The organism is Bullifex sp., from assembly GCF_034103065.1.
Classification (GTDB): domain Bacteria; phylum Spirochaetota; class Spirochaetia; order Sphaerochaetales; family Sphaerochaetaceae; genus Bullifex.
This window is the reverse complement of sequence record NZ_JAXEGN010000199.1, coordinates 1-13,183: the sequence shown is the minus strand read 5'-3', so window position 1 is coordinate 13,183 and position 13,183 is coordinate 1. Positions and strand designations below refer to the sequence as shown.

The following is a 13,183-nucleotide window of genomic DNA, read 5'->3' as shown; positions in this document are numbered from 1 at the left end:
TATTTGTTTATCACTTCTTTGAATAAGGAAATCTATATAATAGATGTATAGTAAAATAGAACATACTGAGAGAGATAAGCAGGTTGTTCGAATATTATTACTAACCAACTCTTGAAAACCAATACCAACTAAACATGTAAGGACAATTAAATAAAGAGTAGCCTTATTCCTTTGTGTATATTCTTTACTATAAGTTAAAAACCCATAAACAACATATATAATAGAAAGAATATAAATAATTATGTAAAACCAATAATACTCTCCATGCCTATATATATTTAAATCATCAATGTAAAAGGTCCAGCCCGTAAATAAAGAACATATCTGTATAGCTAAATTTATTACCATTATTGAAATTGGGAAAAAATCTAATTTCTTATTTGAAACTTGTCGGTAAAAGAACATACCTGCAACAGGAGTTATTACGTAATCAATTAGCTTAATAAATTTATGAAAAGAAATACTCCACAGTGGCATGCCATTCATTGCTATTGCACCCCACTCTGAGATTAAGGAAATAATAATCAAAGTATAAGAAAGATAAAATCTTTTTTTCTGTTCTTCCTTTATTAGCACATTAGCTTTTACAAGCATAGTAAGGCAAAGCATTGCTAATAAAGAGAAGGCAACTATACAACTATAATAATCCACTCTTTCCCCTTTATTATATAGTCGCATTTATTATTATCTATTTCAAATAAAAAAGCGACAAATGAACCAGGTCACATATAACATCCTCTGACCGCTGCTACATTCCTGTCCTGACGGGGTTGGGAGGCGTATATTGCCTGGGATCTGTCGCTATAGAAGACTTAGGAGTCGAACCTAACAAACCCACAACTTCTCTTTACCTGTAATATGAATGATTTTTTTACTTTTGAAAAGGGGGTAATGGCTTTAAGATTCTTTTTCATGTTATACTTTTCTTATTCTAAGGAGATAAAATGGCATACGAAGTAACAGCGACAAGGAAAAGACCTCAAGCATTTGATAAATTAGTCGGACAGGAATTTGTCGTATCAACTATAGAAAATGCCATACAAAGCGGAAGAATAGCACATGCTTATCTTTTCTCAGGCCCAAGAGGTGTTGGTAAAACCTCTTCTGCTCGCCTTCTTGCAAAAGCATTAAATTGTGAACATGGACCTACAGCTCATCCTTGTGGAGAGTGTGTTTCATGTAAAGAAATTTCACAAGGCTATAGTGTAGATGTTATTGAAATTGATGGTGCATCTAATACAAGTGTTAACGATATTAGAGTAATTAAAGATGAAGTATTATTTCCACCACAATCTTCAAGATATAAAATTTACATTATTGACGAAGTGCACATGCTAAGTACTAGTGCCTTCAATGCACTTTTAAAAACTATTGAAGAGCCACCTGAGTACATAATTTTCATCTTTGCAACTACAGAACTTCAAAAAGTTCCTGCAACAATTAGATCTCGATGTCAGCAATTCCACTTCCAACTAATTCCACTTGAAACCATTAAAGGTTGTTTAAGAGAAGCTGCTAGTGAAATGAATATCAAAGCTGATGAAGATGCACTTTTCTGGATCGCAAGAGAAGGAAATGGTTCTATGCGTGATGCATATACCCTCTTCGACCAAGTTGCTGCATTTTCACAAGATCATATTACACTTGAGAAAATCAAAAACAAATTAGGATTTGTCTCAAGTGACCAAGTTGCATCAATCGTTCTTTCGACACTTAAAAATGACGTATCAAGTGCAATTGGAATCTTTAACTCAATTCTTTCTAAAGGTATTTCTGTAGAACAATGTATTCGAGATTTAACTCAATTCTTTAGAGCACTCCTTTTTATTAAACAAGGTATTACAAATGAAGAAATGTTAAATATGAGGATGGAAGAAATTCCAGATGAAATCATTGCTCTACTAACGGCTAGTCAAGTTGAAGCAGCATTAAGATCACTACTACAACTATATAGAGAAATTAGATATTCAATATCTCCAAGATTTGAAGTTGAACTCTTTATATCACGTCTTTCAAAGCTTCCTTATCTTTCTTCTCCAGAGGATTTAGTTAAAAAACTTGAAGAGCTAAAAAAGGATGTTACAGCAGGAAAGGTTACTGTTGTAAAGGAAAGAGCATTAGCTGTTGTATCGTCTTCAACTATTAGCGAACAGCCTAAGGTAGAAGAAAAGAAAAAAGTTGAAGAACCTACTCCTTCATCTCCTGTTGTTGAACAAAAAGAGGAAGTAGTAGAAGTACAAGAAAACAGCAATAAAGAAAAGAGAGTTCCCACCATTGAGGATATTAAAACTATTTCACAAATGAGTGATGTAGAAAGTGTCTTTGGGCTTCAGAATGCATTAAACAATATTAATGATTGTTTATTAGCAGAGGATGGTACTCTAGAGTTAAGAACTGATTCTCAGCTCCCTGCAAGAACAATTAGAAATAATGTAAAGTTAATTAAGGAACTCCTTTTTAACCTTACAGGCTTTGATGGAGCAATTAATAGCTACTATTTTGAGAAGCCTAAAGAGAGAGTGAACCCAACATTAGAAAAGATCGCTTCTTGCTTTAGAGGCACAATAATAAGTGAATAATAGGAGGAAAAATGCAAAACCCTTTTGGATTTGATTTAAATATTCTTCAAGAAAAAGTAAAAGAATTAGAAGCTTCAATGGAAAAACTAGTTGTTACAGGTTCTTCTGGCGCTGGCATGGTTGAAGTAACAGTTAATGGTAAAAACAGAGTTGTGGGAGTTTCTATTTCAAATCAAGTTTATGAAATCGGTGATAAATCAACTTTGGAAGTATTAGTTGTAGCAGCAGTAAATGATGCAATGCAAAAGCTTGATGAAAAGAAGTTATCACAAACTCAAGATTTAGGTCAGTTATTTGGTGGCTTTCCACAATGAATGCATTAGAAAACTTAATCAAACAGCTTTCTAGACTCCCTGGTGTTGGCTCAAAGAGTGCAACAAGGATGGCGTATCACCTACTAAAATGTGATGAAACATATAATGTTAAGCTTTCAGAGGCTATTGGAACTATAAAGGAAAAAATTCACAAGTGTTCAATTTGTGGTGCCTATACAGAATCAGACCCTTGTGAAATTTGTAGTGATGTGAAAAGAGACCAAACATTACTTTGTGTAGTTGAGCAACCACAGGATGTTATGACTATTACAAATAGTGGTATTTACAATGGTCTTTTTCATGTATTAGGTGGTGCTATCGACCCTCTCAATGGAATTGGTCCTGATGATCTTTCTTTTAATGAACTAAAGAAACGTATTAGTGAGGGCTCTTTTAAAGAGGTTATTATTGCTACTAACCCAACAGAGGAAGGTGATACAACAGCTCTATATATTAGACATATTTTATCATCAACAAATATTGTTGTATCAAGACTTGCAGCAGGGCTTCCTATCGGAGGAGACTTAGAGTATGCCGATAGATTAACCCTTGCAAGATCTATAAAAGGAAGAATTAACTTCTAAAAATATGCGTTATAGAAGTAAAACCCATTATTCTCTATAACGCCTTTAAGCTCCTTTCTATATAAATATCCACTGTTATAGTGGCCTGCTACTATAACAGGAAGGTATTTAAATGAATACATTTGAATTTCTTCCCAAAGCTTTAATGCACTACTTAAATCTTCACTACTATTAAAATCTTTTAGTAAGTTTTGCAGTTTTTCATCATCAGACCACCCTGCATATTCAGGATCAAAATATAATTTTAAAGATGGTACAGGGACACTTGTCATCGCAGTAATGCAAAGATCATATTTATCTGGATCACTTCTATAAGCCATCATTGTTGACCAATCAACAATAATTACTTCAACCTTCATACCAATCTTTTCTAGCTCATCCTTTATAAATAGAGCACTCTTATCCATATTAGAAAGGTTACTTGTTAAGATTGTGAAAACACTATCATCATAGCCATTTTCAGCTAAAATCTTTCTTGCTTTTTCTTTATCATTGATGTTGTAATATTCTTCAATTCCATCAACTAACCAAATCTTTTGCCACTCTTCCATATAGCTAGGATTTAAAGTATATCCTTCATCTCCATAACAAGATTTCATAACACCATTTAAATCAAGTGCATAATTTACAGCACTTCGAATATAATTTTCTTTTGCAAGAGGCCCTTTTTTGTTAAAAAGCAAAACAAAAGAACCAGCTTCATCACCTAATGAAAGAACTAAATCATCATTTTTCTTTAGCCTTTCAAAGTCAGAGCTCATTACATCATTAATAAAATCATACTTTCCACTTTCACATCCAAGTGTCCTTACTACACTATCTGGAACAAAGTGATATTTTATTGTCTCAACCTTTGCCAGCTTTTCACCTTTATAGTTTTCAAATCGCTTTAAGGTAACAGCTTGTCCCGATTCATATTTTTCGAATATATATGGTCCTGTTCCAATATAAGAGGTTAAAAAACCTTTATCATCTGTTTTCTCAAGAGCTTCCTTAGCTATTACAACTGCAGCATATGGACTTGAAGCCATTATTTGATCAAAAAATATTACAGGATTATCAAACTCAATAAATACTTCATTATTATTAGCTGAAAACCTAGAAGATCCTGCAATCTTCTTTATCGCAGGATAGTATTCAATCCAGCGATTTAAAGATAAAACAACGTCTTCGCTATTCATGATTCTACCATTATGAAGCATTACATCATCTTTAATTATAAAACTCCACTTCCTGCCGCCATTACTTTGAGAATAGCTTTTTGCTAATGTTGTTACTATATTACCATTCTCATCTAGATCAATTAATCGCTCTAAAGTATTTCCACATAAAATGTATCTAATTACTTGTGAGGAGTTTCTATGCACATCTAGAGTGGGCATTTCCTGTGAAAGAGCTACATTGATTGTGTCTTTAGCTTTTTCATTTGAACAAGAAAATAATAGTAGAGTTAGTAAGATTAAAATTAATATTTTTTTCATGACAATGAATACTTTATAGGAAAAAAGTAAAAAAAAGAACAGCCCTCGAAAGAACGAAGGCTGCTTGAAGCAATAGTCAAAACTTATTACTTAGGTTGCTTACCAATATAAGCAAGAATACCACCATCAACGTATAAGATATGACCATTAACAAAGTTTGAAGCATCACTTGCAAGGAATACTGCTGGACCCTGGAGGTCTTCAGGATTACCCCAACGAGCTGCTGGAGTCTTTGCAATGATAAATTGGTCAAATGGATGACGTGAACCATCTGGCTGAATCTCTCTTAATGGAGCTGTCTGAGGTGTAGCAATGTATCCTGGTCCAATACCATTACACTGGATGTTGAATTCACCATATTCAGAAGCAATGTTCTTTGTGAGCATCTTGAGGCCGCCCTTAGCAGCTGCATAAGCACTAACTGTTTCACGACCAAGTTCACTCATCATTGAACAGATGTTGATAATCTTACCATGACCATTTTGAATCATGTTAGGGATAACTGCCTTAGCACAAATAAATGGTGCATTGAGGTCAACATCAATTACCTGTCTGAAATCTGCAGCAGACATATCACACATTGGGATTCTCTTAATGATACCTGCATTGTTAACAAGAATATCAATTTTACCAAATTCGCTTATAATCTGAGCAACTGTAGCATTTACCTGTTCTTCATTTGTAACATCACAGACATAACCCTTAGCTTCAATACCAGCATCAGCATATGCCTTCATACCTTTATCAACAAATTCCTGCTTAAGGTCATTAAAAACAATCTTTGCACCAGCAGTTGCAAAAGCTGAAGCAATAGCAAATCCGATACCATAAGAAGCACCTGTGACCCATGCAACTTTTCCCTCAAGTGAGAAATCTTTCATGTTCATGATATTTATCCTCCGTTTATTAATAACTCATTTATACAATAAGTATAAAATGGTTATCTTTAACTTTCAAGTTAAAAATGAAACAATGTTTCACTTTTTATTAAAAAAAAGGACTCCTATAAAGAAGTCCTTAAAGAAATCATAGCTTATCAATTAACATCGAACACTTACCAGAAGGGATTGGAAGTGTCTTTTTCTTATTTTCATCGAGAATCATGATTGTGAAGTAATACAGTTTTTCACTCTCAAGTCTAATTTCCCATCCTCTAATATTTTTATTAGATAAGATTGTGATGTTATTTCTCTTTAACGATAGTTTTTCAATACCCATTGACTCAAGACTAGTCATTGTCCAGTCAACAGTTTTTCTTGGAAGAGAAATCTCAAGACCAATGATGTTTTCAATCATTAAAGTAATTGTAATCAAACTAATCATAGCAAGATATCTCTTCGTATTTACGAAATTACCATCAAGAGAAAGTGAAGCACCTTCTTTATTTGGCTTATAGGATTCCCATACATCACCTACTGTTTCACCATCTGGATGGAGGGTATCAAGGATGAAGTACATATGTCTAATTGCACATTCTCTTGCAAAAATAAATGAATCATATTTATTTAAGCCCTTAATAACCATATAAGTGTAGAAAGGAACTACACCACCACAATATCCATTACCTTCTTCACTAAAGCAAGGATTAGAAACTGGAACACATGGGAATGGGTTATCAGTACCAAACTCATTTGGATCTTTTAAATCCTCAATTAAGAAACTTGCATATTCATCATTAGGAATTTCAGCAAGCATTGTCCAATAAGAACCAATGTGTTTATTTTTGATTAACTTCTCATCTTTATCAATGTCATAGTAGAAGTGATCTTCATCGCTCCACATCATACTGTTGATACGTGTTTTTAATGAGAAATAAACTCTCTTATATCTGAAGCTTAACTCTTTATCATTTAGAATATCACCAATGTTTGACATATAAAGTGCTGCAACTGCCATCATCGCATTAAAATCGATAGGGTAGTATGTATTGTATCTAGGTACATTTCCTAAATGACAAGCACTTAAAGGCACATGGAAAAGTCCATTTGGACATTGGAAATTAGAAACTAGAAAACTAAAATACTTTTCAAGATATGGTACAACTTCCTTAAGTCTCTTTTTGTTTCCAATCTTATGATAGAAGCAATATTCTACATATGGCAAAAGAGGAGGACAAATACCTTTTGGGTTATCATCACTGACAATTGGCTTAAATGTTTTGCTATCATATTTCTCAAATATTTGACCATCTTCTGTCTGTTGTTTGTAGAAAAAATCTATCAGAGAATACGCATCAAAACTTTGATTACTGTAAGACAAAGAAATTGAGGTCATACAGTTATCAAACAAGTTTATTTCGTCACTTTTGCACCCGACAAAGAATCCATTAGGAAAGAGCTCATCATCTTGGTTTTGAATCCAGTTTTCCTCAATCCAAACCCAGGTGCGGTCATACATATCGACAAAATCCTGATCATAAAAATGTACGCAGGGAACTAAATCTTTAACCACGAAAACTCCCAAAATATACAGAAAAATGACCTTTACAGGCCTAAAAACTCAGTCTATAGAATAATCCATTCCAAAAGCGAAGTCAACAAAAATTTTAGTCCCTCTATTTTTATTTACAATATATAATTATCATAAACAAAAAAGGGACTTTGTATATTATTGATCATTATAGAAAAGCCTTAATCCTTTTTTTATCACCTCAATTCGACAAAATGATGCATCTCTAGATATTTCTTCTCCATCAACATGAATGTACATTTCTTCTTTTTTACTCTTTATCTCAACACTATTTTTAGCATTTACCATATTCATGTATTTAGTTTTTAATTGGGTACCAGAGAAAAATTTAATTGCTAAAGCTGTTATCTTTAATCGCTTTAACGGTTGGTTTGCATATACTACATCAAGTTTACCATCAGCTATTTCTGCTTTAGGCCCCATAATGAAGGCTCCCCCCATTCTTCTACCATTACATACAGAAATCTGCTGAGTCTTTAAACTTATGTCTTTATCATCAACAATCATCTTAATTTCATATGGCTTAGGAATAAAACAAAAACAATACAGAAAAGCAACAAGGTAGCTAATTGGTCCATTTAGATTTCTATATGATGAAGCCTTAAAGTTAACTTGAGGCTCAAACCCAAAGCCTGCACCATTTAAAAAATATCTTCCATCAAGTGCATTACCACAATATAGAAGACCAACATCAATATAATTTGCTGAAGTAGTTAAAATTAAATTTACGGCATCATCAATATTTGTTGGAATTTTTGCAATATAAGCAAAGTCATTACCTCTTCCAATAGGTATTATTCCAAAACAAACTTTCTTTTTGGATTTTAATATTCCATTTGCAACTTCATTTACAGTACCATCACCACCAGCCGCAATGATAATATTATAACCATCCTCTGCACCTTGATAAGCTAGAACAATTGCTTGTTTTTTCTGACTTGTGAAGATAATATCAACACTTTGCTCTCTTTTTGCAAAAGCATTTTTTATTTCATCTACTTTTTTTATAGCCTGTCCCTTTGATGCATTAGGGTTTAAAATACACAAAATATTTGATGTTTTTTTCATACAGCGATATGTTAACCCAGTTTTTAAATCACATGCAATAATTATATGGGTTGCAAAACATTTGTTTTAAAGCAAATATTAAACAATGACTCAAGATAAATTATTTATTAAGACTCTTTTTTCAATAGCACTTCCAATAATGCTACAAAACCTACTCTCATCATCTCTATCTTTTATAGATACCTTAATGATAGGTCAGCTAGGTTCTAATCAAATTGCAGCAGTTGGTATTGCTAACCAAATATTCTTTTTGGTTAATCTTTTTATTTTTGGTATTGCATCTGGTGCATCAATATTTTTCAGTCAATACTATGGCGCAGGAAGGCACAATGACCTACAAAAAGTAACAGCATTAGCTCTTACTATTTCTTTTATTGCTTCTTTAATTTTTGCTTTAGTCTCATTTTTTACTCCTCAATACATAGTCTATATTTTTACTGATACTCCGGATGTAGTTTCTGTTAGTTCTGAATATCAACGTCTAGTTGCAATTAGCTACATATTTTTTGCTATATCATTTATCCATAGCATTGCATTTAGATCAGTAGGAAAAGCTGTAATACCTTTAACTGCAACCTTCGTTTCTCTCACATTAAACGCTATTGGAAACTATTTATTAATATTTGGAATTGGACCATTTCCAACTCTTGGTGCAAGAGGCGCTGCAATTGCAACAACTATTTCAAGATTTATTGAGATGTTGATAATCCTTACATACACATACATCAAGAAAGAACCTTTTAGAATAAAATCTATTAATGCATTTAAATGGGATATATCATTTATTAAAACTTATATTATCACCTGTTCTCCAGTACTATTAAATGAGATATTTTGGTCTCTTGGAATGACTGCATATAAGGTTGGTTATTCTAGACTTGGTGTTGATACTCTTGCTTGTATAAACGTTTCAGAATCAATTGCAAACTTCTTCTTTGTCTTTATTATGGGACTTGGAAATGCAACAACCATTGTACTTGGACAGATAATTGGAAACGGAGATTTAAATAGAGCGAAGAAAGGAGCGAAAACAACACTTAAAATAGCTTTATTAGTTGGTACCTTAATGGGGTTATCTATGGCAATATTTGCATCAACATTTACGTCCTGGTTTAAAGTCTCAGATGAAATTAGAAAAATGGCTACTTATTGTTTATATGTAAAGGCTATTTTCCAACCTCTTTGTAGTTTAAACATGGTACTTTTCGTCGGTATTCTTCGTTCTGGTGGAGATACAAGGTACTCTCTTATCGCAGAAACATCTTGTGTTTGGCTTATTGGTGTTTCAATGGCCTTCATAGGGGCTGCTTTCTTGGCTTTACCTATTTACATTGTTGTTGCTATGACATCACTAGAAGAGGTTGCAAAAATATTGGTTGTATATCCAAGATACAGAAGTGAAAAATGGGTTAAATCTCTCGCAAAGCATTAGTTTTAGTTGTATCATTTTACTATGAGCATAAAATATGTATTAATTAACGGAACTATTATTTCTGGTGTTGCTGTCATTAAAGATTGTGCAATCTCAATCGATAGCGATGGTAATATAGATGATGTATTTAGGATGCGCCGCTTTGGCGAAAAAAATTTTGATGATTCTGAGACAAAAATCATCGATGTTAAGGGAGCTTACATTGTTCCTGGATTAATCGATACACACCTCCATGGTATTGGGGGATATGGAACAGAAGATTGTGATCCTGAATCTATTTTAGGAATGAGTGAAGCATTAGCCGATAATGGTGTTACTTCATTCCTACCAACTGTATACACAGATTCACTTGATAAAATGATTGCTTCAACAAAAGCTATTGTTGCAGCAATGGGAAAAGAAAAAGGTGCAATAATTGAAGGTGTTAACCTTGAAGGTCCTTTTATTTCTCCAGAAAGAATAGGAGCTCAAGCCCCAGAAGGATTACAAAGTGTATCTCTTGAAGTCTTTAACAAGCTATATGAAGCTGGTGAAGGCAAGATAGTAGCAATGACTATTGCTCCTGAGCTTAAGCACATGAGAACTTTAGCTCTAGAGGCTCAAAAGAGAGGTATCGTACTACTTGCTGGACATACAAATGCTACATATGAAAATATTATGGATGGTATGCAATGTGGTATTTTACATACTACTCACTTTTTTAATGCTATGAGCCGTCTCCACCACCGCAACCCAGGTTGTGTAGGTGCTATCATGATACAGCAGGATATGAAGGCTGAAATTATTTGTGATGGTATTCATGTACACCCTGAATTAATTAAATTACTTTTAAGAGAAAAGCCAATTAGTAATATTGTAATGGTTACTGACTCATTAAAACCAACCATGCAAAAGAAAGGAGAATTAACTGCTAATGGCGTTCCTGCATTACTAAAGGATGGAGCATTTGTAAGTAGAGATAATCCTGATTTATTCCTTGGTTCTGCGTTAACACTTCTAAATGGTATTAAGAATATTGTTTCATGGGGAATTCCAATTGACCAGGCTATTCAAATGGCTTCATCAAACCCTGCTAGAATCTATGATTTCAAGCATAAGGGTGCATTAATTCCAGGATACAGAGCTAACATTACAATTATTAATCAAGACTTCTCTCTTGGTGGCTTATTTATTGACGGAGAGCTTAAGAGAGGATTACTAAGTAAGGAGTTTGTAAATGTGGTACGATAAACTTGAAGAGAAAAAAGTATGGGAATACTTTCAAGCAATCTCAAATATTCCACGCGAATCAGGAAATGAAGAAGGTGTTAGAGCCTATCTTATTTCTTGGGCAAAAGAACGCAATATTGAAGTAAAAACAGATAAGATTGGAAACGTAATTATGTTCAAAGAAGGAGCAAAAGGCAAAGATCCTATTTGCTTACAAGGACATATGGATATGGTCTGTGTAAAAAGAGAAGGATCTACACATGACTTTACAAAAGATCCTATCGAAGTTGTTTTAGACGGCAACTACATTAGAGCAAAGGATACTTCTCTTGGTGCTGATAATGGTGTAGCAGTTGCATTTGCTTTAGCACTCTTAGAAGAAAACGATCCTCAAATGCCACCTCTTGAAGCTCTTTTTACAGTATGCGAAGAGTCAAAGCTTCTCGGAGCTAATAATGTTGAAGCTGATTTAATTCGATCAAGAAAACTTATTAATATTGATAGCGAAGAAGAAGGAATTATTTATATTGGTTGTGCAGGTGGCCTACAGATTAATGTTGAAAAGAAGGTAAAATTAAAGGAAATCGATAAAGATAGTGTTCACTTAAAGCTTTCTATCTCTGGCCTTCTTGGAGGACATAGTGGTGGTGAAATTCATAAAGAAAGAGCAAATGCAAATAAACTCTTAGCTAGAATAATGCATCGCTTCCCTATTTACTCATTAACAGATATCCAAGGTGGAACTAGAAGTAATGTAATACCATCATCTGCTTATGCAACATTTGTAGTTGATAAAGAAGATGAAGAGACAATAAAAATTATTGTTGAAAATATTACAGCGGATATTAAAAACGAGTATAAAATCCAAGATCCAGGTATTACTATCACTCTTGAACGCTTAGAAGATATGCCTAAAGAAGCTATTAAAAATAAAACTTCTGTTGCATTCATTGAAGCTATTTACCTTGCTCCAAATGGTGTTCAAGCAATGAGCCAGTCAGTAAAGGGTGTTGTTGAATCTTCAAACAACATTGCTATTATTAGCTACAAAGATGGTAAACTTACTGCTCTTTCATCAACACGATCTTTAGTTGAAAGTGCTAAAGAAGAAACTGCTCTTAGAGTTGGTGCTGCATTTGAACTTATGGGCTTTAAGGTTATTTATAACGACTCATATCCTTCTTGGGCTCCTAATACTAATAGTGCACTAACCAATAAGGTTGTAGAAGAGTATAAGAACTATACAGGAAAGGACGCAGTAGTAACTTGCATTCATGCAGGTCTTGAATGTGGTATTATAAACTCACTTGTTCCAGGCATGGACTCTGTATCTATCGGACCAAACTTATTTGATGTTCACTCTGTAAATGAACACATCGAATATGACAGTGCTGTTAGAACAATGGGTTTCTTAAGACACTTATTAAAAAGCTTATGAGAAAACCAATAATAGGAATTGTTTCAGAAAGAATAAACGATAACAAACCTAGTGCTTTCCATTACTCTTGGTACATTACAAGTGATTCATATCTTAGGTCTGTCTCCTTAGCAGGAGGCATTCCTTTATTACTTTTACCAACAGAAGACATTGAAGAGTACATGGGTATTGTTGACGGCTTACTCTTTCAAGGTGGAAAAGATATAGATCCTTCATTTTATGGGGAAGAAAAAGATAATGCTTGTGGTCCTACCGATACCTTTGAAGATGAATTTCATCTCGCTTTATTGAAAGCAGCAATAAAGCATAATAAGCCAATATTGGGTATCTGTAGAGGTTTTCAACTAATTAATGTTGCTTTTGGAGGAACATTATATCAAGATTTAGAAAACAAAAATCATAAGCACTATGATGACTATGAAAATCCATGTCATGGTTTAAATATTAAAGAAAATACTCAGCTTTATAGTATTTTTGGAAGCTTCTTAAGAGTAAATAGTCTTCACCACCAAGGTGTTAAAACGCTTGGCAAGGGATTAATTGCTTCAGGCTATAGCGATGATGGATTAATTGAAGCTCTTGAGAAGGATAATATTATTGCTATCCAAT

At 33.6% G+C, this 13,183-nt stretch carries 12 protein-coding genes and 1 other RNA gene; 7 read left to right on the top strand and 6 right to left on the bottom strand.

The genetic code is table 11. From position 1 onward, the window contains the following. Together SOY52_RS07665 and ffs are read right to left on the bottom strand one after the other, a co-directional pair. Window positions 1–651 (bottom strand): hypothetical protein (locus SOY52_RS07665; RefSeq protein ID WP_320848370.1); only part of this gene is annotated, 651 nt, incomplete at its 3' end. A 52-nt stretch (window positions 652–703) separates the two neighbouring features. Continuing rightward, window positions 704–801: signal recognition particle sRNA small type (gene ffs / locus SOY52_RS07660), an RNA gene on the bottom strand. Window positions 802–944: 143 nt separating this feature from the next. Between ffs and dnaX the strand changes: the two genes are divergently transcribed. The 3 genes from dnaX to recR are packed head-to-tail and all read left to right on the top strand — an operon-like array spanning window position 945 to window position 3,477. Beyond that, entirely contained in the window at window positions 945–2,579 is a 1,635-nt protein-coding gene (dnaX, locus tag SOY52_RS07655; RefSeq protein WP_320848369.1) for a DNA polymerase III subunit gamma/tau, read from the top strand. A gap of 11 nt (window positions 2,580–2,590) precedes the next feature. Further along, a complete protein-coding gene (locus SOY52_RS07650) occupies window positions 2,591–2,893 on the top strand; it encodes a YbaB/EbfC family nucleoid-associated protein (RefSeq protein ID WP_320848368.1) in 303 nt (100 codons plus the stop codon). Continuing rightward, window positions 2,890–3,477, top strand: a complete 588-nt coding sequence (recR, locus tag SOY52_RS07645; RefSeq protein WP_320848367.1) for a recombination mediator RecR — start codon at window positions 2,890–2,892, stop codon at window positions 3,475–3,477. The genes SOY52_RS07650 and recR overlap by 4 nt, the downstream gene beginning before the upstream one ends. Here recR and SOY52_RS07640 read toward each other — a convergent pair. The 4 genes from SOY52_RS07640 to SOY52_RS07625 all read right to left on the bottom strand — a co-directional run bounded on the left by SOY52_RS07640 (window position 3,474) and on the right by SOY52_RS07625 (window position 8,495). Beyond that, window positions 3,474–4,958 (bottom strand): ABC transporter substrate-binding protein, encoded by a 1,485-nt coding sequence (locus SOY52_RS07640; protein WP_320848366.1) that lies wholly within the window; start codon window positions 4,956–4,958, stop codon window positions 3,474–3,476. The genes recR and SOY52_RS07640 overlap by 4 nt on opposite strands. An 86-nt stretch (window positions 4,959–5,044) precedes the next feature. After that, a complete protein-coding gene (locus SOY52_RS07635; RefSeq protein WP_320848365.1) occupies window positions 5,045–5,845 on the bottom strand; it encodes a gluconate 5-dehydrogenase in 801 nt (266 codons plus the stop codon). 139 nt (window positions 5,846–5,984) lie between these two features. Next, window positions 5,985–7,409, bottom strand: coding sequence for an MGH1-like glycoside hydrolase domain-containing protein (locus SOY52_RS07630; protein ID WP_320848364.1), 1,425 nt, complete (start codon window positions 7,407–7,409; stop codon window positions 5,985–5,987). Between the two features lie 156 nt (window positions 7,410–7,565). Further along, window positions 7,566–8,495, bottom strand: coding sequence for a diacylglycerol/lipid kinase family protein (locus SOY52_RS07625; RefSeq protein ID WP_320848363.1), 930 nt, complete (start codon window positions 8,493–8,495; stop codon window positions 7,566–7,568). Between the two features lie 85 nt (window positions 8,496–8,580). Between SOY52_RS07625 and SOY52_RS07620 the strand changes: the two genes are divergently transcribed. The 4 genes from SOY52_RS07620 to SOY52_RS07605 form a co-directional block, all read left to right on the top strand. Next, window positions 8,581–9,927 (top strand): MATE family efflux transporter, encoded by a 1,347-nt coding sequence (locus tag SOY52_RS07620; RefSeq protein WP_320848362.1) that lies wholly within the window; start codon window positions 8,581–8,583, stop codon window positions 9,925–9,927. Window positions 9,928–9,948: 21 nt separating this feature from the next. Next, entirely contained in the window at window positions 9,949–11,157 is a 1,209-nt protein-coding gene (nagA, locus tag SOY52_RS07615) for an N-acetylglucosamine-6-phosphate deacetylase (protein WP_320848361.1), read from the top strand. Beyond that, window positions 11,144–12,574 (top strand): beta-Ala-His dipeptidase, encoded by a 1,431-nt coding sequence (gene pepD / locus SOY52_RS07610; RefSeq protein ID WP_320848360.1) that lies wholly within the window; start codon window positions 11,144–11,146, stop codon window positions 12,572–12,574. Before nagA ends, pepD begins: the two co-directional genes overlap by 14 nt. Then, window positions 12,571–13,183 (top strand): gamma-glutamyl-gamma-aminobutyrate hydrolase family protein (locus SOY52_RS07605; protein WP_320848359.1); only part of this gene is annotated, 613 nt, incomplete at its 3' end. The genes pepD and SOY52_RS07605, both read left to right, overlap by 4 nt.

Coding starts and splice junctions, on each gene's coding strand:
- pepD (WP_320848360.1), top strand. CDS start 11,144: ATGTGGTACGATAAACTTGAAGAGAAAAAAGTATGGGAATACTTTCAA.
- SOY52_RS07640 (WP_320848366.1), bottom strand. CDS start 4,958: ATGAAAAAAATATTAATTTTAATCTTACTAACTCTACTATTATTTTCT.
- SOY52_RS07635 (WP_320848365.1), bottom strand. CDS start 5,845: ATGAACATGAAAGATTTCTCACTTGAGGGAAAAGTTGCATGGGTCACA.
- SOY52_RS07620 (WP_320848362.1), top strand. CDS start 8,581: ATGACTCAAGATAAATTATTTATTAAGACTCTTTTTTCAATAGCACTT.
- dnaX (WP_320848369.1), top strand. CDS start 945: ATGGCATACGAAGTAACAGCGACAAGGAAAAGACCTCAAGCATTTGAT.
- SOY52_RS07625 (WP_320848363.1), bottom strand. CDS start 8,495: ATGAAAAAAACATCAAATATTTTGTGTATTTTAAACCCTAATGCATCA.
- recR (WP_320848367.1), top strand. CDS start 2,890: ATGAATGCATTAGAAAACTTAATCAAACAGCTTTCTAGACTCCCTGGT.
- nagA (WP_320848361.1), top strand. CDS start 9,949: ATGAGCATAAAATATGTATTAATTAACGGAACTATTATTTCTGGTGTT.
- SOY52_RS07650 (WP_320848368.1), top strand. CDS start 2,591: ATGCAAAACCCTTTTGGATTTGATTTAAATATTCTTCAAGAAAAAGTA.